General features: G+C 71.4%; 16 protein-coding genes. 7 read left to right on the top strand and 9 right to left on the bottom strand.

Annotated features, from left to right (window positions below; all coding sequences use genetic code 11):
* Positions 1 to 21 precede the first annotated feature (21 nt).
* Both KV100_RS10420 and KV100_RS10425 read left to right on the top strand, forming a co-directional pair.
* Entirely contained in the window at positions 22 to 1,623 is a 1,602-nt protein-coding gene (locus KV100_RS10420; protein WP_220342965.1) for a diacylglycerol kinase family protein, read from the top strand.
* A 135-nt stretch (positions 1,624 to 1,758) separates the two neighbouring features.
* Entirely contained in the window at positions 1,759 to 3,000 is a 1,242-nt protein-coding gene (locus KV100_RS10425; RefSeq protein ID WP_220342966.1) for a DUF6801 domain-containing protein, read from the top strand.
* Between the two features lie 210 nt (positions 3,001 to 3,210).
* Here KV100_RS10425 and KV100_RS10430 read toward each other — a convergent pair whose 3' ends face one another.
* Both KV100_RS10430 and KV100_RS10435 read right to left on the bottom strand, forming a co-directional pair.
* On the bottom strand, positions 3,211 to 5,706 hold the full coding sequence (locus KV100_RS10430) for a glycoside hydrolase family 65 protein (protein WP_220342968.1): 2,496 nt from the start codon (positions 5,704 to 5,706) through the stop codon (positions 3,211 to 3,213).
* A complete protein-coding gene (locus KV100_RS10435; protein ID WP_301022921.1) occupies positions 5,703 to 6,446 on the bottom strand; it encodes an HAD family phosphatase in 744 nt (247 codons plus the stop codon). The genes KV100_RS10430 and KV100_RS10435 overlap by 4 nt, the downstream gene beginning before the upstream one ends.
* 171 nt (positions 6,447 to 6,617) lie before the next feature.
* Between KV100_RS10435 and KV100_RS10440 the strand changes: the two genes are divergently transcribed.
* Complete coding sequence (locus KV100_RS10440) at positions 6,618 to 9,419, top strand: Ig-like domain-containing protein (protein WP_220342969.1); 2,802 nt, start codon at positions 6,618 to 6,620, stop codon at positions 9,417 to 9,419.
* 43 nt (positions 9,420 to 9,462) lie between these two features.
* On the opposite strand, the gene KV100_RS10445 is transcribed toward KV100_RS10440, so the two are convergent.
* From KV100_RS10445 to KV100_RS10465, 5 genes are all read right to left on the bottom strand, one after another.
* Positions 9,463 to 10,605, bottom strand: a complete 1,143-nt coding sequence (locus KV100_RS10445) for a CoA transferase (protein ID WP_308291409.1) — start codon at positions 10,603 to 10,605, stop codon at positions 9,463 to 9,465.
* Positions 10,602 to 12,095 carry an aldehyde dehydrogenase family protein gene (locus KV100_RS10450; RefSeq protein WP_220342972.1) on the bottom strand — a complete coding sequence of 498 codons (1,494 nt, stop codon included), beginning with the start codon at positions 12,093 to 12,095 and terminating at the stop codon, positions 10,602 to 10,604. The genes KV100_RS10445 and KV100_RS10450 overlap by 4 nt, the downstream gene beginning before the upstream one ends.
* 97 nt (positions 12,096 to 12,192) lie before the next feature.
* Positions 12,193 to 13,524, bottom strand: coding sequence for a 4-aminobutyrate--2-oxoglutarate transaminase (gene gabT / locus KV100_RS10455; RefSeq protein WP_374106996.1), 1,332 nt, complete (start codon positions 13,522 to 13,524; stop codon positions 12,193 to 12,195).
* A 5-nt stretch (positions 13,525 to 13,529) separates the two neighbouring features.
* Positions 13,530 to 14,975, bottom strand: a complete 1,446-nt coding sequence (locus KV100_RS10460; RefSeq protein WP_220342977.1) for a gamma-aminobutyraldehyde dehydrogenase — start codon at positions 14,973 to 14,975, stop codon at positions 13,530 to 13,532.
* Positions 14,975 to 16,492 carry an APC family permease gene (locus KV100_RS10465; protein WP_308291410.1) on the bottom strand — a complete coding sequence of 506 codons (1,518 nt, stop codon included), beginning with the start codon at positions 16,490 to 16,492 and terminating at the stop codon, positions 14,975 to 14,977. Before KV100_RS10465 ends, KV100_RS10460 begins: the two co-directional genes overlap by 1 nt.
* 114 nt (positions 16,493 to 16,606) lie before the next feature.
* On the opposite strand from KV100_RS10465, the gene KV100_RS10470 reads away from it, so the two are divergent.
* The 4 genes from KV100_RS10470 (at position 16,607) to KV100_RS10485 (ending at position 23,268) form a co-directional block, all read left to right on the top strand.
* Positions 16,607 to 18,157, top strand: a complete 1,551-nt coding sequence (locus tag KV100_RS10470) for a PucR family transcriptional regulator (RefSeq protein WP_220342979.1) — start codon at positions 16,607 to 16,609, stop codon at positions 18,155 to 18,157.
* A 76-nt stretch (positions 18,158 to 18,233) separates the two neighbouring features.
* Positions 18,234 to 19,616: a helix-turn-helix domain-containing protein gene (locus tag KV100_RS10475; RefSeq protein ID WP_220342981.1), complete on the top strand. Its 1,383-nt coding sequence runs from the start codon at positions 18,234 to 18,236 to the stop codon at positions 19,614 to 19,616.
* A 117-nt stretch (positions 19,617 to 19,733) separates the two neighbouring features.
* The gene (locus tag KV100_RS10480) at positions 19,734 to 20,555 is read left to right on the top strand and encodes an alpha/beta fold hydrolase (protein WP_220342983.1); all 822 of its coding nucleotides are present in this window, start codon (positions 19,734 to 19,736) and stop codon (positions 20,553 to 20,555) included.
* Between the two features lie 70 nt (positions 20,556 to 20,625).
* Positions 20,626 to 23,268 carry a right-handed parallel beta-helix repeat-containing protein gene (locus KV100_RS10485; RefSeq protein ID WP_220342985.1) on the top strand — a complete coding sequence of 881 codons (2,643 nt, stop codon included), beginning with the start codon at positions 20,626 to 20,628 and terminating at the stop codon, positions 23,266 to 23,268.
* 22 nt (positions 23,269 to 23,290) lie between these two features.
* Here KV100_RS10485 and KV100_RS10490 read toward each other — a convergent pair whose 3' ends face one another.
* Positions 23,291 to 23,782 (bottom strand): SRPBCC domain-containing protein, encoded by a 492-nt coding sequence (locus tag KV100_RS10490; protein ID WP_220342987.1) that lies wholly within the window; start codon positions 23,780 to 23,782, stop codon positions 23,291 to 23,293.
* A gap of 43 nt (positions 23,783 to 23,825) precedes the next feature.
* Positions 23,826 to 24,179, bottom strand: coding sequence for a VOC family protein (locus tag KV100_RS10495; RefSeq protein ID WP_220342990.1), 354 nt, complete (start codon positions 24,177 to 24,179; stop codon positions 23,826 to 23,828).
* Positions 24,180 to 24,181: the final 2 nt, after the last annotated feature.

A 24,181-nucleotide genomic window follows, 5' to 3' on the forward strand; every position in this document is an offset into this window, starting at 1 on the left:
GGACACGACTACCCTGATCGGGTGCCGATCGACCTCCGCCGCGCCCGTCCGGCGCGCCCAGTCCTCGTGCCCGCGCTGGTCGGCCTCCTGGTCGCCGTCTTCGTCGGGCTCACCGCCGCCGTCTGGTGGGAGTGGGCTCCTCTGCTGGATCTCGACCAGGCCGTCGCCGACGCCGCGCACGACGCGGTCGCGGGCCGGGAGATGCTGATCGACACCCTGCTGTGGGTCGCCGACGGTCTCGGGCCGTGGACGCTGCGCATCGTGATGGGGCTGACCGTCCTGGTCGCGGTGTGGCGCAGGGCCTATCGCCTCGCGGTGTGGATCGCGCTGACGATCGCGGTCCAGTTCACCGCCGTGTACGTCATCAAGCGGACCGTGGACCGGTCGAGGCCGGCCTTCGACGACCCCTTCCAGACGCTCACCTCGTACTCGTTCCCCAGCGGTCACGCCACCGCAGGCGCGACGTTCTCGACGGTCATGGTGATCGTGACGCTGCTCCTGATGCGTCGCGGTCTGCTGCGCAAGGCCGTCATCACGGTCTGGATCCTCCTCGGCCTCGCCGCCGGCCTGGACCGCATCTTCCTGGGTGTCCACTACCTGTCCGACGTGGTGGCCGGCTTCGCCCTCGGGACCGCGATCCCGCTCGCGCTGTGGTGGCTGCTGATGCGGCCCGTGTTCGCCGTGGAGGAGCCGTCGCACCCCGGCGTCTCGGGCACCGGACGACGCCAGGTCGGCGTGGTGCTCAACCCGGTCAAGGTCGGCGACGTCGCGGCGTTCCGCGAGCGGGTGGCGGAGGCGGCTGCACGTCACGGCTGGGCCGAGCCGGTGTTCTTCGAGACGACGGTGGACGACCCTGGCGCCGCCCAGGCGGTCGAGGCGCTCGAGGGCGAGGCGGACCTGGTGATCGTCGCGGGGGGCGACGGGACGGTCCGCGAGGCCTGCGGAGAGCTGGCGCGCAGCGGGATCGGCGTGGGCATCGTGCCGCTCGGCACCGGCAACCTTCTCGCACGCAACCTCTCGCTGCCCCTGCACCTGGTCGACGCCATCGACAACGCCTTCACCGGTCAGGACCGCGCGGTCGACGTCGTCCGCCTGCAGATCGACGGGTCGGAGGACAGCACCACCTTCCTCGTGATGGCGGGGGTCGGCTTCGACGCCGCGGTCATGACCGGCACGAACGAGCAGCTGAAGAAGAAGGTCGGCTGGTTGGCCTACGTCGTATCGGGCGCCACGCAGGTGCTCCGCTTCCCCACCACACGGGTGCAGATCGCGGTCGATGGCGGGGCGTTCGTACGGCGCCGAGCCCTGACCGTGATCGTCGGCAACGTCGGCTTCCTGCAAGGGGGCCTTCCCCTGCTGCCGGACGCGCAGATCGACGACGGGGTGCTCGATGTGGTGGCGATCTCGCCACCACACAAGTTCGCGTTCCTCTCCGTCGGGCTGCGCCTGTTCGCCCGCGGCAAGCGCACTGACGAACGCCTCGACCGCATGACGGGGCGCACCGTCACCATCCGTACGGACAGGCCCGCGGCCATGCAGCTCGACGGCGATCCCATCGGTGAGCACACCGAGCTGTGCGCGACCGTGGAGCCCGGCGTCCTGCTGGTCCGCGTGCCGCGCTGAGTCGGAATCCGGTCAGTTGACCAAAGATTACGATCCGGTAACGGATGGTACCGATGGGTTCCGCACGCTGTAACTCACTGTTGAACTCAACTTCGCATGTGATGCAGATCGCATCGTCCTCGGAGGGAGTTCACCATGCCTCAGACCCACCCCGCGCCGAAGGGCCGCACACGGCTCGCGGCCGCGGCCACGGGCGCCGCCCTGGTAGCCGGAGTCGGCGGCCTCGTCATCGCCGGTGCACCGGCTGCGAACGCCGCCGACCAGAACCTCAACAAGAGCTTCGCGTACAGCTGTGACCTGTACGACTCCGCAACTCCGACCGGCACGCCGCTCGTTCCGAACAACGCGGTCGGCGTCAACGCGAGGGTGGTCGTCCCGACGTCGGTCGCCCCGAACCAGCTGATCGGTGCCCGCAAGACCCAGATCACGCTCACGATGCCGGAGGACCTGCGAAAGGCGACGTACGGCCTGCTTGGGGGCCGCAAGGCCGGCGGCCGTTCGAACGACGCCTCGATCACGATCGCCGACTCCGGCTCGGCGTCACTCACCGTCCCGATCAGGAACCTCGCGTCGCCGCCGGTCACGGTGCCGAGCGCGGTGGGTGCATCGTGGACCATCCCGACGCAGGGTGACGTTCCCGCCATCAAGCTCCCGAGCACGGCAACCGGCACCGGCACGCTGACCATGCCGGCGCGCTTCACCGTCCTGGCGCAGATCTACAAGGCCGACAACAGCAAGCTCGACGTCTCCCTCGACTGCTCGATCACGAGCACCGACAAGACGCTCGGCACGATCGCGATCAGCGGCACCGCGTACCGCGACGCCAGGCTGACTGCTGCGGCCACGACCGCGACGTACGGTCGCGCGTCGCGGATCACCGCTCGCCTGAGCGCCGCCGTCGGCGGTCGCGTCGACGCCTACGTGGGTACGCGCCGCATCGGTGCCGCCAACGTCAGTGGCACCACGGCCTCGATCCCCGTCTCCGGGACGGCGCTCCGGCCCGGTGCCTACACGGTGACGCTGCGTCACTCGGGTGCCGCGCGCGTCAATCCCGTCGCCGCGGTGAACACCCGACTGACGGTCCGCAAGGCCGGCTCGTCGCTGGCGGCGAAGGTGTCGCCGAAGAAGATCCGCGCCAAGCGGACCAAGGCCAAGGTGTCCGTCACCGTCCGGACCTCGGGCTTCAAGGCGACCGGCAGGGTCACCGCCAAGGTCGGCAAGAAGACCGTCGGCAAGGGCACCGTCCGCAACGGCAAGGTGACGATCAAGCTCAAGAAGTTCAAGAAGAAGGGCACCTACCGCGTCAAGCTGACCTACGGCGGCTCCGCGTACGCCAACGGCTCGACCAAGACCGTCAAGGTGAAGGTCCGCCGATAGAACGAGTACACGACATCTCGGGCTGCGGCACGGCGTGAGCCGTCCTGACCCTCCGAGGGGACGAGTGCCCCGGATCCTGCGCGGATCCGGGGCACTCGCTCGTTCCGGCACCACCCCTCCGTTTGAGGTGCTCGCACCCGAAACGCGCGGACCGCACCCCGTATTCGAGGTGGGATCCCCCACTGTCGGGTGTGAGCACCCCAAACGGCGCTAGGGGTGGGGGACGGTGGCCGTGATGATCGAGCCGTCGGCGCGGCGTACGCCGTCCAGCGGGCCAGGCCCCGGGCCGCCCTCCAGCAACGGGCCTTGGCCGTCGAGCGGGACGACGACCGGCTCCTCGGCCGTGACGTGCACGACGCTGCCGCGTACGGAGAACTTCGCGCCGGGCCCTCGTTCGACGGTCAGCTCGACCTGGTCCTCTCGCACGTCGACGCGGATGCGGCTGCCGTGGATCGTGACCCGGTAGCTGAGGCTGTCCCAGCTCGACGGGAGCCGCGGGTCGATCGAGAACTCGCCGTTGTAGTCGCGGAACCCGCCGAAGCCGGTCGCGAGCGCACTCCACACGCCGCCCGTCGACGCGACGTGGACGCCGTCGGAGGCGTTGCCGTGGAGGTCGGCGAGATCGACGTACAGCGCCTCGGTGAAGTAGCGGAGCGCGAGGTCGGAGTAGCCGACCTCCGCCGCGATCAGCGCCTGCACGACGGCCGACAGCGTTGAGTCACCGGTGGTGATCGGGTCGTAGTACTCGAAGTTCCGGCGCTTCTGCTCCGTCGTGAACTGGTCGCCCTGGAGATACAGAGCCAGCACGACGTCGGCCTGCTTGAGCACCTGGAACCGGTAGATCACCAGCGGGTGGTAGTGCAGCAGGAGCGGTCGCTTGTTGGCCGGCGTGTGCGGGAGGTCCCACACCTCGCGCTCGAGGAAGTGCGAGTCCTGGGGGTGGATGCCGAGGTGCTCGTCGTACGGGATCACCATCGCCTCGCCGGCGCGCTCCCACTCCTCGACCTCGTCGGTGTCGAGGTTGAGGCGCTTCACCATCCGCGAGTACGCCTGCGGCCACGCGCTCTCCAGCTCGCGTGCGGCTCGCGCGGCCCGCCGGAGGTTGTGGCGCGCCATGACGTTGGTGAAGAGGTTGTCGTTGACGACGGTCGTGTACTCGTCGGGACCGGTGACGCCGTGGATGTGGAACGACCCGCGTCCCTCACTGCGCCAGAAGCCGAGGTCGGCCCACATACGAGCGGTCTCGACCAGGACGTCGATCCCCTCGCGCATGAGGAAGTCGGTGTCGCCGGTGGCGTCGACGTAGCGGCTCAGGGCGTGCGAGATGTCGGCGTCGATGTGGTACTGCGCGGTGCCGGCTGCGTAGTACGCCGACGCCTCCTCGCCGTTGATCGTCCGCCACGGGAACAGCGCGCCTCGTTGCGACAGGTCGCGGGCGCGTCGGCGCGCGGCCGGGAGCATGTTGTAGCGGAAGCGCAGCGCCGCCCTCGCGAGCTGGGGATAGGCGTAGGTGAGGAACGGGAGGACATAGACCTCGGTGTCCCAGAAGTAGTGGCCGCCGTAGCCCGAGCCCGTCACCCCCTTGGCGGGGATGCCGGCACCCTCGGCCCGGGCGGCGGCCTGCGCGACCTGGAAGAGGTTCCACCGCAGCGCCTGCTGGAGCGACGGCTGACCTCCGATGGTGGCGTCGGCGCGCGACCAGTAGTCGTCGAGCCACGACTTCTGGTCGGCGAACTGCCTCCCCACGCCCTCGGAGGCGACCCGGTCGAGGGTCCGCCGGCAGCGGTCGGCCAGCTCGCGGGCGGGGACACCGCGTGACGTGTGGTACGCCGCCACCTTCGTCAGCCGGATCGTTCGGCCCGGCTGCGCATCGATCTGATAGACCACCTTGGCCATGTCGTCGGTGACCTGGACCGTGCGTTCGACCGGGTCCCGCGTCTCGATGGTGTGGTCGGTGGCGACGGCGATGGTCATGCCGGACTCGGCGGTGCGGTAGCCGAGCATCACGCGGGCGTCGTCGTCGCCGGCGTCCTGGAGCTCGGGGATCAGCACCCGACGGCCGAAGCGCTCGGCCTTGCGGGGGTCGGTGCCCTCACCCATGGCGGCGGAGCGGACGTGGTACTCGTCGCCACCGTCCTGCCGGTTGAGGATCTGCGACGACAGCGTCACAGGAGCGGCCGCGTCCAGCATCGTGACCTCGAACGTCATCACCGCGAGGTGGCGCTGGGTGAACGACACCATGCGCTGGGACTTGATCCGGACGCGCTTGCCGGCCGGGGTGCGCCACACGATCTCGCGGCACAGCACCCCGGTACGGAAGTCGAGCGAGCGCTCGTAGTCGATGAGGTCGGCGACCGGCAGCAGGAGCGGCTCGTCGTCGACGTAGAGCCGGATGACCTTCACGTCGGGGGCGTTGACGATCGTCTGCCCGACGCGTGCAAAGCCGAACGCCTCCTCGGCGTGGTTGATCTTCCACGTCTCGTGGAAGCCGTTGATGAACGTGCCCTGCGTGTGCGACTCGCGCCCCTCCTCGACGTTGCCGCGCATGCCGAGGTAGCCGTTGCCGAGCGCGAAGAGCGTCTCCGTACGGCCCAGGTCCTCGCCGGTGAAGAACCGCTCGACGAGGCGCCACCCGTGGACGGGCCACCGGTGGCGGTCGAGATAGTCGACGACGGGGCGGGGCGTGTCGCGAGGCACAGGACTCATGCCGCACCTCCTGGGACGAGCTCGGCGAGGTCGGCGACGACGACGTCGGCGCCGGCGTCAGTCAGAACCTGGCGCCCGGCGCCGCGGTCGACGCCGATGACGAGTGCGAAGCCGCCGGCGGCACCTGCACGCACCCCGGAGACCGCATCCTCGATCACGATCGAGCGGCTCGCGTCGGTCCCGAGCTCCTTGGCTGCGTAGACGAACGTGTCGGCGGAGGGCTTGCCGGGCAGCTGCTGTGCGCGGGCGACGGCCCCGTCGACCACCACCGGGAAGCGGTCGGCGAGCCCGGCGGCGGCCAGGACCTTGGGAGCGTTGGCCGAGCTGGACACGACCGCCAGGCCGATCGGCACCGTGGCGAGGTGGTCGAGCAGGGCGACGGAGCCGGGGTACGGGCGGACGCCGTCGCGCTCCAGCTCGTGCTCGAGCTCGACGTTCTTGCGGTTGCCGAGACCGCAAACAGTCTCCGCCGTTGGCGGGTCGGTCGGGTCGCCCTCGGGGATGGTCACCCCGCGCGAGGCGAGGAGAGAACGGACCCCGTCGTAGCGCGGCTTGCCGTCGACGTAGGCGAAGTAGTCCGCGTCCGTGTAGGCCGGGGTGACCCCGTGCTCGGCGAAGTAGCCGTTGAACAGCGCTGCCCAGGCGCGCATGTGGACCTCGGCGGTCGGGGTCAGAACCCCGTCGAGATCGAAGAGGGCAGCGTCATAGTCGGCCCACTGGACCAGTGCGGACTCGGTCACTCTTCGAGGGTATTCGGTCGAGGTTGCGGTCGCGTCACGTGGCAGGAGAAAACCTCGGCGCGGCGGCCGCGGCGGCGAGGCCGTTGAAAAAAGGTGTGTGATGTATCTCTCCCTGTCACACTGAGTTGCGTCTGCGGCACGGGATCGTGCTGCGTCTGGAGAGGGAGAACGATGAAGCAGGATGATCCACCCACCGGACTCACGGCACGCGGTCGCCGCGTCGTCGGATCGCTCACGGCCGGCGCGCTCGTCGCCGGCACGCTCAGCGCCTTCGGGCTGGCGGCCGCAGGTCCTGCCGCCGCGGACACCGACCTGGTGAAGGACTACAACTACAAGTGCAACGTCGACGCCGCCGGACTGCCGCTCGGTGTGTGGGACGTCGGGGTCCGTGCTGCCGTTGAGGTGCCCGACTCCGTCGTGGCCGGCGAGACCATCCCGCCGCGCAAGACCCAGATCACGCTGACGATGCCGGAGGAACTTCGCATCCAAACCGTCGGCCTGCTCCGGGCGAAGACCGCGGGCGGCAAGTCGACAGATGCGGCCATCACGATCACGGCACCGGGGGTCAGCGAGCCTCTGGTCGTCCCGATCGGCAACCTCGTGTCTCCACAGACCGATGTCCCGACGTCGCCGAACGTGCCGTGGATCATCCCGACCGAGGGTGATGTCCCGGCGATCACCGTGCCGGCCGGTGCCTCGGAGGCGGCGACGCTCCGGATGCCGGCGCGCTTCACCGTCGCGGCGACGCTGCTGACGGCCGACGGAACGGTGGTCGGCGGCGAGGGAGCGGTCAAGCTGGCGTGCGACCTCGACCCCGCCGGTCCGAACGGTGACGGAGTCTTCGGGGCGATCCCGATCAGGGTCCCCGTGAACCAGCCCCCGGTCGCCAACGACGTCTCGGTGAGGACCGACGCGGGCACCCCGGTGGCCGTCACGCTCGAGGCGACCGACCCCGAGGGCGCCGACCTCACCTACACGACCACGGCGCCCGCTCACGGCGCGCTGAGCGGCACGGCCCCGACCCTGACGTACACCCCGGCCGCGGGTTACGTCGGCTCCGACTCCTTCACCTACACCGTCAGCGACGGCACCCACGAGACCACCGCGTCGGTCCAGGTGGAGGTCGCAGGCAGTGCAGAACCGGTCGCGACCGAGGACATCACGGTGGCAGACCCGGCGTACCGCGGCATCTTCGCCGGACCGACCGCGGTCACGCTGAAGGGCACCGGCGGCCAGGGTGCACTGACCTACACGGCGGGCCCGCTCTCGGGACCGAACGAGGGCCGAAACATCGATCTCACGGTCGACGGCGACAAGGCCATGATCCAGCCCTGGGAGGACGCGGCGCCGGGAAGCTACTCCTTCACGTACACCGCGACCGACACCAACGGTCAGGCGAGCACCTCGACCGTCCGTTTCACCATCGTGAACGCTGCCCCCGTCGTGCGTGACCAGACCTTCACGACGACGAGGGGCAAGCCGTTCGACGGCTGGCCCTGGGCGCGCGACCTCGACATGACCGGACCCTTCGTCTGGACCTCGGGCGCGGCGCGCTTCACGTACGGCGAGCCCGAGCACGGCGCGATCGAGGCGTTCTTCGTGGCCGACGACGATCCGGCAAGCCCCGCGTCGATCTTCGCGAAGGTCCAGCACAAGTACACCTACGTCCCCGACCCGGGCTTCGTCGGGACCGACCGGTTCACGGTGACGATGACCGATGCCGACGGCGTGTCGACGACCGGGACGGTCACCATCAAGGTGGAGGAGCCGGCCGCCCCGCAGACCGGTGTCATCCGTGACGTGCGCTACCGGTGCGCGTACGACCTCGGCGACCCGGGCACGACCGACCCGGTGGCGGCGGTGATGGGCGGCGACGTGACATTCCGCGTCGACGCGCGGGCCCACATGCCGGCAAAGCTCGCGCCCGGTGAGAAGTTCACCGTGCCGGACACGGAAGTCTCGCTCAAGATGGCGCGTCCGATGGCTGAGCTGCTGGCCGGGCCCGACTTCAGCGCCGCCCCGGTGCCGCCGATGGAGGAGGCCGGTTTCGGTCAGACCGCGGTGGCCGGTCAGGCCACCGCCTCGGCGGTCTTCACCGAGACGGCCACAGGACGGACATACGAGGTGCCCATGACGGGCCTGAAGTCGGCGACCGTGCCGCTGTCGCTCCCAATGCCCGCCGAGGGCATCACCATCCCGGTGAAGGGAGGGCTGCCCGAGCTGACGGCGCCGCAGTCGGGCGCCCTGACCGTGGCGATGCCGGAGAGGATGTTCATCAACGCGGTCCTCACGCCGGGTGCCCTCGGCGTCATCACCGACGTCGGTCTCGACTGCACCGCGATGGACGGCGAGGAGCTCACGATCGGGACCGTGCCGGTCGTGGACGAGCCGGGCACGCCGGCGCCAGCGCCGTCGTCGGTGAAGGCGTCGGCAGCTTCGACCCGGTACGGCGTCTCGCCGCGGGTGTCGGTCTCCGTCTCGCCGTCGACGGCGGGCGGCCGGGTGGAGGTGCGCAAGGGTGGCACCCTGCTGGCGCGGTCCACGGTGACGAAGGGGCGCGCCACGGTGGTGCTGCCCCGTACGGCGCTCAAGCCGGGCACGCACACCCTGTCGGTGCGCTATCTCGGTGACACGAAGACGAAGCCGTCGTCGACGACGGTCCGTCTCACGATCCGCAAGGCCAAGGCGTCGGTCACCGCGAAGGTGACGACGAAGAAGGTCGTCGCCGGCAAGACGCGCGCCAAGGTCCGGGTGACGGTGAAGGCCCGCGGGATCACGCCGTCGGGCAAGGTCGCGGTCTACTACCGCGGCAAGAAGGTCGGTACGGCGACGCTGCGCAAGAACGGCCAGGCGATCGTCCGGCTGAAGAAGCTGCCGAAGGCGGGGAGGGTCACCCTCCGGGTCCGCTACCTCGGCAACGCGACCACCGGTGCGGCGACCAAGACGGTGAAGGTCTCGGTCAGGCGCCGGTAGCGCGACCCGTGGCCCCTGGTTTCTCCCTCCACCGAACCAGGGGTCACGTGTCCTCGGCGAGCCAGCGGCGGATCTCGTCGTCGTGCTCTCCGAGGGCAGGAGGCGCGGCGGGCGGCACCGGTGTGGTCACGGAGTACGTGACGGGGTGGCGAACCTGCGGCGGGTGGCCACCACCGACGTCGACCGTCGGCTCGAGCCCCAGTGCGCGGGCCCGGGCGATCGCCGTACCGATGTCGCCGACCTCGCCCACCGGCACGTCGGCGTCGGACAACCGCTCCTGCCACGCCGCCGCGGTGTCGGCGGACAGCGCGTCCTCGAGGGCGGTGACGAGGTCGGCGCGGTGAGCGACACGGTTCGCGTTGGTGGCGAAGCGCGGGTCCTCGGCGAGCTCGGGACGACCGACGCCCGTGCAGAGCCGCGCGAACTGTCCGTCGTTGCCGCAGGCGACGGCCAGCATGCCGTCGGCGCACCGCAGCGTCTCGTACGGCGCGATCGACGGGTGCTGGTTGCCCATCCGCCGGGGGGCCTCGCCGGTCGTCAGACAGCTCGTGGCCTGGTTGACGAGCGACCCGAGCAGGCTCGACAGCAGGGCCACCTCCACCCGCTGGCCGCGTCCGCTGCGCTCACGCTCGGCGAGGGCCGCCAGGATGCCGATGACGGCGTCCTTGCCGGTCAGGACGTCGACCAGCGCCACGCCTGCCTTGGTCGGCTCGCCGTCGGGGTCGCCCGTGATGCTCATGAGTCCGCCGACGGCCTGCACGACGAAGTCGTAGCCCGGCAGTGCGGCCCCTGCCCCGCTGCCGAAGCCCGTGATCGAGCAGTAGACGAGTCGGGGGTTGTCGGCGGTCACCGCGTCGTACCCCAGACCCAGCCGGTCGAGCGTGCCGGCGCGAAAGTTCTCCACCAGCACGTCAGCACGGCGTACGAGGCGACGGGCGAGGGCGAGGTCGCCCTCGTCGCGGAGGTCGAGGGTGACGCTGCGCTTGGTGCGGTTGGCGCTCTCGAAGTAGGACGCGGTGCCGGCCGCCGTCCACGGCGGTCCCCAGTGCCGGGTGTCGTCCCCGACGCCGGGGCGCTCGACCTTGACGACCGTGGCGCCCAGGTCGGCGAGCATCGACGTGGCCATCGGTCCGGCGAGGACGCGACTGAAGTCCGCCACGAGGATCCCCTCCAGCGGCGCGGTCACGGCGTCATCAGCCGCCCGTCGACCCGCCGCGGGATGCCCCACGGGTTGCGCTCACGCAGCGGCGCGGGCAGTGCGGCGTCCGGCACCGACTGGTAGGTGACCGGCCGTGTGAACCTGCTGAGCGCGCCGGCCCCCACCGAGGTCGCCGTCGGGTCGGAGGTCGCGGGCCACGGACCGCCGTGGTGCTGCGCCCACGTGTACGCGACGCCGGTCGGGAAGTCCCCGACCGTGACGCGCCCCGCCTTGGAGGTGAGCTCGGCGAGGACGCCGGGGAGGTCCGGGTCGGAGTCACCGTCGGCGACCACGGTCGCGGCGAGCGTCCCCTGGAGAGCGCCGACGGTCCGGGTCAGGGCGGTCTCGTCGTCGTACTCCGCGACGAGGGCCACCGGTCCGAAGCACTCCTCGAGCAGACGGCTGCCCGGCTGGAGCGCGTCGAGCGGAACGGACAGGACGGTGGAGGAGACCGACCAGCCGTCGTCGGGGCCGGCGATCTCCGCGACCACCTCCGCGCCGGCGTCCACCAGCTCGCCGACGCCGGTCCGTGCCGCGTCGGCGATGCCCTGGGTCAGCGCCCACCCTCGCGGTGCGGTCTCGCGGAGGGCGGAGGCGACGGCCTCGGCGGCCCGCGAGCCGCGCGGCGCGAGCAGCAGGCCGGGCTTGGTGCAGAACTGCCCCGTACCGAGGGTGAAGGAGCCGACGAACCCGGAGGCGATCTCGCCGAGGCGGGCCTCCGCGGCCGCGGGGGTCACCACGACCGGGTTGACGGTGCCCATCTCGGCGAAGACGGGGATCGGGACGTCGCGCTGCTGCGCCGCCTCGCGGAGCGCCATGCCCGCGCGTTGCGAGCCCGTGAACGCGACGGCCGCGATCTGAGGGGCCGCGACCAGGTGCACGCCCGCGTCGAAGCCATGGACGATCCCGAGCACGCCGTCGGGCGCTCCGGCGTCGCGCAACGCCTCCGTCGCGAGAGCACCGAGCCGCTGGCTCAGGAGGGGATGCGCGGGGTGTCCCTTGACGACGACGGGGCACCCCGCCGCGAGGGCCGACGCGGTGTCGTTGCCGAGGACGCTGAACGCGAACGGGAAGTTGCTGGCGCCGAACACCGCGACCGGCCCCAGTGGCACGTTGACCCGGGCGAGCGGCGGGTTGGCGCCGGCGGCGTGGTCGATGGTGGCGCCGAGATAGGAGCCCTCCACCGCGACGTCGGCATAGAAGCGCAGCTGCCCCGCCGTCCGAGCGACCTCACCCTCCAGACGCGGTCGCCCGAGCGCCGTCTCCGCGTCGGCCAGGTCCACGAGCTCGTCCCGCGCCGCCTCGAGGGCGTCCGCGATCGCCGCGGACCACCGGACACGCTCGGCGGGCGGCGTCGCGGCCACCTCGATCGCGCACGCCGCCGCAGCCGCTACGATCGCGTCGACCTGGTCCAGCGGGGTCGCCTCCACCTCGCCGTTCACGCGTCCGGTGCGCGGGTCGTACGAGACGTCAGTCATGGCCGCTCCGTCCGCGATGTGTGCACTTGGTCAGGGAAGTGCGCCCCCGATTCCTTGAGGAACTGCACACATCGGGGACGGGGCGTACGCGTGCCCGTCACGGCAGCGCCCGGACGCCGGCCTCGAGGACCCCGAGGGCGTCGTCGAGCAGCGCGTCGCTGATCACCAGGGGCGGCAGCAGCCGGATCACGTTGCCGTACGTCCCGCACACCAGCACGAGCACTCCCTCGGCGTGGCAGTGTGCGGCGAGCGCCTGGGCGAACCGCGGTGCCGGATCCTTGGTGCCGGGCTCCACCAGCTCGATCGCGAGCATCGCCCCGCGGCCGCGTACGTCGCCGATCCGCCCGCCGGAGTCCGCCCGCAGCGCCTCGAGCCGCGGCTTGACGATCTGCTCGATCTCCGCGGCCCGGGCGACCAGGCCCTCGCTCTCGATGGTCTCGATCGCCCCCAGCGCCGCGGCGCACGCGACCGGGTTGCCGGCGTACGTGCCGCCCAGTCCGCCGGGCGCGACCGCGTCCATCACCTCGGCGCGACCGGTGACGGCCGCCAGCGGCATGCCCCCGGCAAGCGCCTTCGCGGTCGTGATCAGGTCCGGGACGATCCCCTCGTGCTCGCTCGCGAACATGCGCCCCGTCCGTGCGAAGCCGGTCTGCACCTCGTCGGCGACGAACAGGATGCCGTGCTCGCGCGCGAACTCCACCACCGCCGGCAGGAACCCCTCGGCCGGGACGATGAAGCCGCCCTCCCCCTGGATCGGCTCCGCCACGATCGCCGCCACGTTGTGGGCACCGATCTGCGTCAGGACGAGGTCCTTGAGCCGCGCCAGCGCATCGGCCGCGCACGCCTTCTCGTCACCGTCGTAGCGGTACGGGTACGCCATCGGCGCGCGGTAGACCTCCGGCGCGTACGGCCCGAAGCCCTCCTTGTACGGGACGTTCTTCGCCGTCATCGTCATCGTCATGAGGGTGCGGCCGTGGTAGGCGTGGTCGAGCACGACGACGGCCGGACGACCCGTGGCCGCACGCGCGATCTTCACCGCGTTCTCGACCGCCTCGGCGCCCGTCGAGAACAGCGCCGTGCGCTTGTCGTGGTCGCCGGGCGTGAGCCGGTTGAGGGCCTCGGCCACCTCGGTGAAGCCCTCGTACTCGGTCACCATGAAGCAGGTGTGGGTGAACTTCGCCGCCTGCTCGGCGATCCGCTCGACGACCTTGGGCGCCGCCGCCCCGACACTCGTCACCGCGATGCCCGACCCCAGGTCGATCAGCCGGTTGCCGTCGACGTCGACGAGGAGCGCACCGTCGGCGTGGTCGACGAACACCGGGAGGGTGATCCCGAACCCGCGCGCGACGTGCTGGGCGCGCCTCTCGTGCAGCGCGATCGAGCGCGGGCCCGGCACCGCGGTCTTGAGGAGTCGTGCCTGGTCGGTCATGGGTGTCATCCTTCGAGGTTGGCCATCACGTGCTTGACCCGCGTGTAGTCCTCGAGGCCGTACATCGACAGGTCCTTGCCGTATCCGGAGTGCTTGAACCCACCATGCGGCATCTCGGCGACGAGCGGGATGTGGGTGTTGATCCAGACGCAGCCGAAGTCGAGCGCGTTGGACATCCGCAGGCCGCGTCCGAGGTCCTTGGTCCACACCGACGATGCGAGGGCGTACGGCACGCCGTTGGCCTTGGCGATCGCCTCGTCCTCGTGCTCGAAGGTCTGGACGGTGATGACGGGGCCGAAGATCTCCTGCTGGATCAGCTCGTCCTCCTGCTGCAGCCCGTCGATGACGGTGGGCTCGACGAAGAAGCCGCGGTCGCCCTGCCGTCCCCCGCCCGCGGTGACGGTCGCATGGTCGGGGACGCGCGAGAGGAAGCCGAGGACGCGCTCGAGCTGGTGGACGTTGTTGACCGGCGGCACCCAGACGTCCTCGTCGTGACGGCCCTTCTCGTACGAGGTCGCGGCCGCCTTCGCCTGCTCGGTGAGCGCGGCCACGAAGTCGTCGTGGACCCGCGGGTGCACGAGCACACGGGTGGCGGCGGTGCAGTCCTGGCCGGCGTTGAAGTAGCCGGCCGTGGCGATCCCCTCGGCCGCGGCCTCGATGTCGGCGTCGTCGAAGACGACGACGGGCGCCTTGCCGCCGAGCTCGAGGTGGACGCGCTTGATGTCGTGCGCGGCTGCCTCGGCCACCTGCTTGCCTGCGGCGACCGACCCGGTGATCGACACCATCGCGGGCGTCGGGTGCGAGACGACCGCGGCCCCGGTCGTACGGTCGCCGCAGACGACGTTGAGCGTGCCCGGCGGCAGGAACTCGGCCGCGATCTCGGCCATCATCACCGTCGACACAGGCGTGGTGTCGCTCGGCTTGAGGACGACCGTGTTGCCCGCGGCGAGCGCCGGCGCGAACTTCCAGACGGCCATCATCATCGGGTAGTTCCACGGCGCCACCTGGCCGATGACCCCGACGGGCTCACGGCGGATCCACGACGTGTGGCCGGCCATGTACTCGGCGGTGGCCCGCCCCTCGAGGACGCGCGCGGCCCCGGCGAAGAACCGGATCTGGTCGACCATCGGCGGGATCTCCTCCGCCATGGTCACCGGCACGACCTTGCCGGTGTTGCGGCTCTCCGCCTCGACGAGCTCCTCAGCCCGCGACTCGATGGCGTCGGCGATCTTGAGGAGCGCCTGCTGGCGGTCCGAGGGCGTCGTGCGACGCCAGGTGTCGAACGCCTTGGCCGCCGACTCGTAGGCCAGGTCGACGTCGGCCTCCCCTGACAGCGGCGCGTCCCCGTACGTCTCCCCGGTGCTCGGGTCGACCAGGTCGGTACGGCGGCCGTCGCGGGTGTCGACGAGCTGGCCGTCGACGAAGTTCTGGACGTGGACGGTGTCGGTCATCAGTGGGCTCCTGTGGAGGTGGTCCCTGGCTTGGAGTCGCCAGGGTAGGGCGTGACGATGTTGATGGCGTCGCCGTGGGCGGCGTCGGAGTGGCGGTACGGCCGGGCGACGAGCATGTAGACGAGGCCGACGCCGAGGACGATCGCGGCACCGAGCGCGACGATCCAGGTGTCGTACCACGGGACGTCGGGGTCGTCCCCGGGCCAGATCATGATGAGCGACGCGCCCAGCTGATAGGCGAGCGCCGCGACGGTGACCAGGAGCCCCCAGCCACCGAGCGTGAACGCGCCGGACGGCTTCCACCCGCGCAGGCGGGCGCGCAGCGCGGCGGCGACGACCATCATGAACGCGAGGTAGATGCCGAACGACGCAAACGAGATGATCCGCACCAGCGCGTCGTCGGAGACCTGCGAGCCGAGGATGATGACGACCGGGATCAGTGCGGCGAGCATCAGGGCGAACGGCGGGACGTGGCGTGCCTGCCAGAACCGCTTGAGCAGCCCGCTGCCGGGGACCATGTCGTCGCGGGCGTAGGCGTAGATCATCCGGCTCGCCGCGGCCTGGAGGCTGAGCACGCAGGACAGGAACGAGATCAGCACGATCACGAGCACGACACGGAAGCCGACGGAGCCGAACGCGTTCTCGAGCACGGTGGACACCGGGTCTTTGTCCTGCTCGGTGAACACGGCGGCGAAGCTCGGCACCCCGAGCACGAGCGCGAAGGTGATGAAGAACGCCGCGGCGCCACCGATATAGATCGTCATCCGCATCGCCTTGGGGATCTGGCGGCCCGGGTCGCGCACCTCCTCGGCGACGTCGCCGCAGGCCTCGAAGCCGTAGAAGAGGTAGAGGCCGATGAGCGCGGCGCCGAAGAACGCCGGCAGGTACGACCCGTCGCCCTGCACGTCGTAGGTGTCGAACAACGCGGCGACGCTGTGGTGGCGTTCGGTGAGCAGGACCCAGATGCCGACGACGAGAGCGCCCACGAGCTCGGCGGCGAAGCCGAAGAACGCGATCCTGGCGAGCAGCTTCGTGCCGCCGAGGTTCAGGAGTGTCGTGAGCAGGATCAGGCCGATCGCGCAGCACACGACGACGGTGGTGGTCTCGTCGATCCCCAGGACGATCGCGACGAACGGCCCCGCCCCGTACGAGACGCCGGCGATGGTCACGGTCAGCGCGATCATGTAGACCCAGCCGGTCATCCAGGCCCACTTACGGCCCCAGAGGCGGCGGGCCCACGGATAGACACCGCCGGCCACGGGATACTGCGCGACCACCTCGCTGAAGACGAGGGCGACCAGCAGCTGGCCGAGGGCGGCGAGCACGATCGCCCAGATCATCGGCGGTCCGCCGCTGGCGAGCGAGGTCCCGAAGAGGGAATAGACGCCGACGACCGGGGAGAGATAGGTGAAGCCGAGGGCGAAGTTGCCCCACAGGTTCATGTCGCGCTTGAAGTCGGAGGTGTATCCGAGCGACGCGAGGTGCGAGTCGTCCGAGTCGAGCGGCGAGGTCGTCACGGGAGTCTCCCTGGGAACGGGCGGGGGTGGTGTCAAGCAGGCTAGGAGCGACGAGTCCAGCAGGGATCCTGACGAAGTGGCGTGCCTTGGCGATGAGCCGTGGACACTATGTCCATGGCAACCCCGCAGCCCGAGGACCCGTACGGCGTCACGCTGGCGTGGCTGCTCGCCCAGGAGGCCCTGGGGCTCCGCCTGGTCGAGCCCGAAGCCGTCCCGACGGTCTCGCTCCGATGGGCGCACGCGATCGAGCTCGTCGACCCGACGCCGTTCCTGGGCGGCGGCGAGCTCGTCCTCACCACCGGCCTGCGGATGCCACGCGACCACGCTGGCCAGGAGGCGTACGTCGAGCGGCTGGCGGCGGCCGGTGTGGTGGGGGTCGCGTTCGGGATCGGCGTCCGTTTCGACACGATCCCTCCCGGGCTGCGCCAGGCGTGCCGACGCTCGGCGATGCCGCTGATCGAGGTCCCGCTGCCGACACCATTCGTGGCGATCACCCAGGCGGTCGCCGCGCACCGGGCGGAGCAGCAGAACGCCGTGATGCACCGCGCGGTCGCGTTCCAGCGGCAGATGACGCGCGCGACGCTCGACGAGGGTGTCGCCGGTCTGGTCACGGCCGTCGCTCGGGAGCTGAGCGCGGCGGTCGTCGTGCTGGACGAGCTGGAGCACCCGGTCGCCTCCGCCGGCGAGACGCCGGAGCTGGGTGAGCGCGTCGCGACCGAGCTGGTCGCGCTCGTCGCGCGTCCCGGACGCGCGAGCATCACCGTGGTGTCCGACACCGGCACGCTCGTGATCCAGCGGCTCGGCGGCCTCGAGCGCCCGAGCGGATGGCTCGCGGTGGAGGTCCCGGGTGCCCTGTCGGTCGGCGACCGGCTGCTTCTCAACCAGGCGGTCTCCCTGCTCACCCTCCAGCGTGAGCGACCCCGCGAGCTCGTGGACGCGCGGCACCGGCTCGGCGCGACCGTGCTCGAGCTGCTGCTCGACGACGAGGTGGTCGCTCCGTCGATCGTCCGGCACCTCCGGCACTTCGGCTTCGAGCCGGGCGAGCCCGTACGGATGCTGGTCGCGAGTGCGGGCACTGGCCGCACGTCGCCGCGCGACCTGGTCGCCCACGCTCTCGACGCGGCGGCGCTGGCGCACGTCGAGACCGACTCCGCCGACGGCGTGCTGGTCTTGCTCCACGACCGGGACGCGGCAGCGGGTGCCGACGCTGTCGTGGACGCGCTCGGCCGTGCGGGCCGCCACGACGTGGTCGTCGGCGTCAGCGGTGCGCTGCCGACCGAGCGGGCCGCGGCTGGCCGGGCGGCGGCGGCGCACGCCGCGGCGTCGGCGCGGGCGTCGCACGAGCCGGTCGGCTGGTACGGCACGCTGACGCTGGAGGCGATCCTGGCCGACGACCTCGTACGAGCACGGGTCGCGACCCTGGCCGCATCGCCCCTGGCCCCGCTGCTCGACAGCCGCACGGAGCGTGAGCGCGTCCTGCTGGAGTCGCTCGAGGTGTTCCTGCGGCACAACGGCTCGTGGGAGACGGCATCGCGTGCGCTCGGCGTGCACCGGCACACGCTGCGCCACCGGATGACGCGGGTGGAGGAGCTGACCGGCGCGAGGCTCGACGTCGCGGAGGACCGGGTCGCCCTGCTGCTCGGGCTCCTGGCGCGCGAGCGCTGACGGCCGGTGCGTCGGCGTACCGTGCGTCAAGCCTTCCGACGCGCGCGAGCAGCGGTGCTCCCCGAGACTGGTCCTCATGTCCCGCCCTTGGACACGCTCCCCGAGCGAGCGTGACGCGCGGACATCGGTCGGAGACCTCCTTCGCGACCACCGTGTCCGCCAGGACCTCACGCTCGAGAACCTGGCCGCCCGTTCGGGGATCAGCGACCGAGCGATCAGCGACATCGAACGCGGGGTGAGCCGCGGACCCCGCAAGAGCACGGTCCAGCTGCTGAGCGACGCGCTCGGCCTCCGCGGGGAGGACAGGACGGCACTGCTGCGGGCCGCGCGTGACGGCCGATCGGGCCGCTCCCGTCCCGGTCCACGGCTTCTGCCGCTCCCGGCTGTCGTCCGCCACTTCGTCGGCCGGCGCGCCGAGACGGCCTACCTTGCCGGGCAGCTCGACGCCGAGCGTGCCGGCCCGCCGTCGCTCACGGTCGTGACCGGAGCCCCCGGGATCGGCAAGACCGCGTTGGCGGTCGCCAGCGCGACCGGGCTGGCGCGTGCGTACGACGACACGTTCTTCCTCGACCTGCGGGCGCTCACGCTTCGCCCGCGCGATCCGCGCCCGGCCCTGCGGCACCTGGTCCGAGCCGCCCGTCCGGACGTGGACCGGCTGCCTGCCCCTCTCGCCGACCTCCGGGCGCTGTGGAACGAGACGTTCGTCCAGCGGCGGATCCTGGTCGTGCTCGACGACGCGCGAGACGAGCCTCAGGTCAGGCCCCTGCTGCCGGACGCGGGGCGGGGTGCGTTGCTCATCACCAGCCGTCGCCCGCTCGCCGGGCTCGAGGGAGCGCACCGACTCGACCTGCCCGCGCTCGCCGAGCGGGAGTCCGTCGCGCTGCTGCGCCGCCTCGTCGAGGACGTCGGCCCGGGTCAGGCCTTGGGCGTCCGCGCCAGTGACCTGGTGACGCTGGCACGACTGTGCGAGCACACGCCCCTCGCTCTGCGTGCCGCAGGCAGCCGCATCGCCGCCAGGCGCGGAGCGAGCGTGGTCGACCTCAACCGCCGGTTGCAGTCGCGCGACCGCCGCCTCGCCGTCCTGACTGCCGGAGACCTGAAGCCCGCAGCAGTGCTGGAGCCGTCGTACGCACAGCTGTCGCCGACCGCGAGGATTCTCCTGCGTCGTCTGGGGGCGATCGAGGGGACGACCTTCTGCGCGAGTCTCGCGGCGGTGCTCCTGGACACGGACCTCTGGATCGCCGAGGACGCGGTCGACGAGCTCGTGGAGGTCGGGTTCGCGGGCCCGGGGGGCGGAGGTGCGTTCGAGGTGCACGGTCTGGTGAAGCTGTACGCCAGCACCCTGCACGCGGACGAGGGCCGTGCGCTCGGCGAGGGCGCCCGCGTGGCCGCCCGTGCGCGCGAGTGGCAGCAGTTCGCGGGCCGCGACGAGGCACGCGGCGAGGTCCGCCTCGGGTGATCCCGGTGCCGAACTGCGTGTCTTCTTCGTGGTCACGCAGCATGCCCCGGCAGTCGAATCGTGAGGGGGCGCGAGCAGGACCGACCTGGTCGGACCCGACTGCGAAGGAGCCGCAGCATGCCGTACATCACTGCCTCGGACGGGGCACAGATCTTCTACAAGGACTTCGGAAGCGGACAGCCGATCATCTTCAGCCACGGGTGGCCGTTGTGCTCGGACGCGTGGGACCTCGAGCTCAAGCTCGCCGCCGAGGCGGGCTACCGGGCGATCGCGCACGACCGTCGCGGCCACGGCCGCTCGTCGCAGACGTGGGACGGCAACGACATGGACACCTACGCCGCCGACGTCGCGACGCTGGCCGACGAGCTCGGGCTGGACGACATCATCGTGGTCGGGCACTCGACGGGAGGCGGCGAGGCCGTACGGTTCACGGCCCAGCACGGCCAGGGGCGCGTGGTGAAGGTCGCGACCGCCGGGGCCATCCCTCCGGTCATGGTCAAGTCCGAGTCGAACCCCGACGGCACGCCGATCGAGGCCTTCGACGAGATCAGAGCCGGGGTGCTGCACGACCGGTCGCAGTTCTACAAGGATCTGTCCGCGCCGTTCTACGGGGCCAACCGCGAGGGCTCGACGATCTCGCAGGGCCAGCGCGACGACTTCTGGCGTCAGTCGATGCTCGCCGGCCTGCACCAGGCGTACGAGTGCGTGGCGGTGTTCTCGGAGACGGACTTCACCGAGGACCTCAAGGCGATCGACGTCCCGATGTTCATCGCCCACGGTGAGGAGGACCAGATCGTGCCCATCGCGGATGCCGCGCTGAAGTCGGTCGACCTCGTCAAGGGCGCGACGCTGAAGGTCTATCCCGGATCGCCGCACGGCATCGCCGGGGCGTACCAGGAAGAGCTCGACAAAGATCTCTTCGCGTTCTTCCGCAGCTGACCTCTCGGGCCACACGTAAGGCACCACCATGGCAGGTCACGCAGGTCCCTGGAAACGAGCAGTGGGGACGGTGCTGACCGTCGTCCTCGCGTTCTCCGTCGCGGGCGTCACCGAGGGCGCCGTCGAGGGCACGGCAGCGGCCGCGTCCTCGACGGCCGCCCGTGCGGCCGCCCCCAACCCCGGCGTGCGAGCGGGGACACCCCGCCCGTCGCGCGCTCCTGCCGGTGCGATCCGGACCGAGGCGCGGCTCCGGGCCGCCTGGGCGGACCCGATGCGACGGAGGATCGACCTCGGGGCCGACATCGTCCTCCGCGACTGCCGCCGCGGCGATCCCGTCCGGGAGTCGCCGTACCCGCTGGTCCTCGACGGGCACGGGCACGCGATCCGGCAGTCCTGCTTCGAGAACCGCGTGCTGCGCCAGGACGGCACCGGATACCTCGACCTCCGGCGGGTGACGTTGCTGCGCGGAGGCTCGGACGGGCCGGGGGCGGCGATGACGTCGCGCGGCGAGATCACGCTCTCGGACTGCTCGATCAAGCAGAACCTCGCCGAGGAGCCGGGTGGCGGGATCTTCTCGATGCGCCGGGTCACTGCGCACCGCTGTCACATCAACGGCAACCTCGCGAACGACGACGGCGGCGGCATCTATGCGCGTCGAGGCGGTGTCCAGGTCTACGACTCGGTGCTCAGCGCGAACCTCGTCGACGGATCGGGCGGCGCGATCGCCTCGACCGGCGACATCCTCGTGGTGCGCTCGCGCATCGACGCCAACACCACCGACGGCGACGGAGGCGCGCTGTACGCCGACGAGGACGGCGACGTGACGGTGATCGACTCGCTGGTCGACGGCAGCGACGCGGACGGGCCCGGTGGAGCGATCTTCACGCTCGACGGTGACGTCGCGGTGTACGGGTCGACACTCGTCGGCAACCGCGCGGACGATCGGGGCGGCGCGATCTCCGGCGAGGCCGACGTGCTGGTCGTGAACTCCACCATCGCCCGCAACCTCGCCGTGGCCCATGTCGGTGGAGGCATCTGGGCACGCGGCGACCTGGTACTCGTCAACGCGACCGTCACCAACAACTACGCCGAGGGGGCAGGGGGTGGCGTGATGTCGGCCGGTGCGACGACGCTGGTCTCCTCGACGATCACGCGCAACATCGGCTCGGTGGCCGCGAACGTCGGCGCGGCGGGCCCCTTCGCCAGCGCGTCGTCGATCATCGGTCCCGCTGCCTGGGAGGGAGTCACCGGTGACACGATCCCGACGCGACGCAGCTGCCGCGTCTATCAGATCCACTCGCTCGGCTACAACCTCACCGCCGACCCCTCCTGCGGGCTCGACACGGCGAAGGACCTCTCCGCTGACGACCCGGACCTCGCCCAGCTCGAGGACGACCCCGCCGGCTTCGTCCTCGTCCCCCGGCCCACCAGCCCCGTACGCGGCAAGATCCCGGCCGCCGCCTGCCCCGGGCGTCTACCGTCACCGCTGCCGGCCGGGCAGCTCCTCGAGCGCTGGGTGAGTTGGAGCGCCGTCCTGCGTCACGACGCGGTCGGTACACCCAAGGGCGTCGCCGGTCACCCGTGCGACATCGGGGCGGTGCAGTCCGCCGCCGCCGCCGAGCCGGGGGCGGAGAGGGCAGCCGCCGCACGCGTCCCCACGGCGATGCCTCCCGCGCCCACAGTGAGCGCGGGAATCGCGGCCCCACCTCGCGCCCGGCGCGCGGGGACATCCGGCCGCCCGACAGTGAGGGCGGCGAGGGCGGCGAGGGCGCCCGGGTCGCTGCGGGCGTCCCTGCGGCGGATGGAGAAACGGCTCCGGGGGCTCGATCGGGGCGCGGCTCGCTTCGACCGGCTGCTCCGCTGCACGAGGAAGGTCGGGATCGTCCGCGCCGGCGGGGGCGGGCAGGGGTTCCTGTACGACGAGCGTGACGGCACGGGCGTGGACCTCCGGCGCGCGCTGGTGCGCACACGGTCGGGTCCGCGATGGAACCTGCTGAGACTGTCACCGTCACGGCGCTGCGCCAGCGCCGCGCCTGACCCCAACGGCTCGGGTGCGGACGCACGGGTCGCTCCTCGGCGCGGTCCGCGAGGCGTCCGGGCGCTCCGCAAGGCGTTCCGCAGGCTCGAACGCATCGAGGAGCGGGTCGAGGACCGTACGGAGCGCTTCGACGCGTGGGAGTCGTGCCTGGAGTGGTTGCCGGTCACCGAGCAGGGTGATGCGGACCAGCGGCTCGGCTATCGGGTCGACCCGCGCTCTGCGCCTGGCCGCCGGTCGTACTCGCCGGGGGTCGACGTCGATCGCGGGCGCTGGGACGACCCGGACTACCAGCTCCTCACGGTGCGGCCGAAGAACCGCGGATGCGGTCGCGGCCCGGGCGAGTCCGCTGACCGCCTCGCACCGCGTCGCTCGGACGCCGACTCGCGGGCCGACATCCGGCAGGACCTCCGGTCGTTGCGCGAGGACGTCGAGGACCTCGTCGAGCCGGTGGGCGACATCGTCCGCTTCGACGAGTGCGCCTACACGGTGGGAATGCGGCAGACCAGCGGCTACCTCCACAAGGGCGCGCGTGGTCGGGTCACGCGCCGTCAGGTGCTGTCGTTCGACATGCGCGGGCACCGGCTGCCCCGCCTCAACGTCCTGGCCTTCCCCGGGGAGGAGCCGCCGCAGATCGAGTGCAACGAGGACGCCGGCGGGCAGGAGACGGACGAGTAGGCGACTGGGCGCGCCGGACCCGTCAGCGTGGGAGTCCGAGCGCGCCCGCCAGGCCGTTGAGCTGAAGCCGGACCCCGCCGCGGACGTGGGGAAGGTCGTGGGTGCCGTCACCGGTCGGCGTCACGAACGCGACCTGCTCGGTCCAGCGCAGGCGCGTGCCGTCGTCGGTCGGGTCGAGCGCGACGGTGACCAGGGCGGTCCAGCGCAGCACGTCGTTCACGTGCGTCTCGTAGGTGAGGACGATCCGCTGCGCGGGCACGAGGTCGACGAACCGGGAGTCGTATGCGAGGCGCTCGGTCGTGCCGTCGACGGCACGGAACGTGCTCCGCGCGGACTCGCCGCCTCCGACCCGGAAGTCGTGCTCGTACGAGGCGTCGCGCCCCGGGAGCCGGAACCATCGCCTTCGTACGGCGGGGTCGGCGAAGGCTTCGTACACGAGCTCCGGTGGGACTGCGAGCTCGAGCGTCACGGTGAAGGTGTCGTGCTGGACCTCGGCGGGCGCGGGCGTCGTCATGACGGGGCACAACCACGACGGCGGACGAGCTAGTCCCGGATTGCTAGGCCGCCTCTGACGGCGCGCCACCGATCCCGATCTCGTTGCCGTCGGGGTCGCGGTAGGTGTGCTTGCGGACCCCGTTCTCGTATGTCTCGCGAGTGGCCGGCTCGATGCCGCGTGCGCCCACCCCGGCGACGAACGTGTCGAAGTCGTCGAAGAACAGCGTCTGCATGGCGTGCCCGGCGTGCTCGGGCTTGAGCTCGACGTAGAGGAAGCGGTGCTCGCCGAGCTCCCAGACGACCTCGGTGTCGTTGGGTCGGAACACCTCGTCCGTGCCGAGCAGACGGGCGTACCAGTCCTTCGCCGCGTCGAGGTCTCTGACGCAGATCCCGGCGAAGAGGTCGATCTGGCTCATCT

The sequence above is a fragment of the Mumia sp. zg.B21 genome (genome assembly GCF_019550855.1).
Classification (GTDB): Bacteria; Actinomycetota; Actinomycetes; order Propionibacteriales; family Nocardioidaceae; genus Mumia.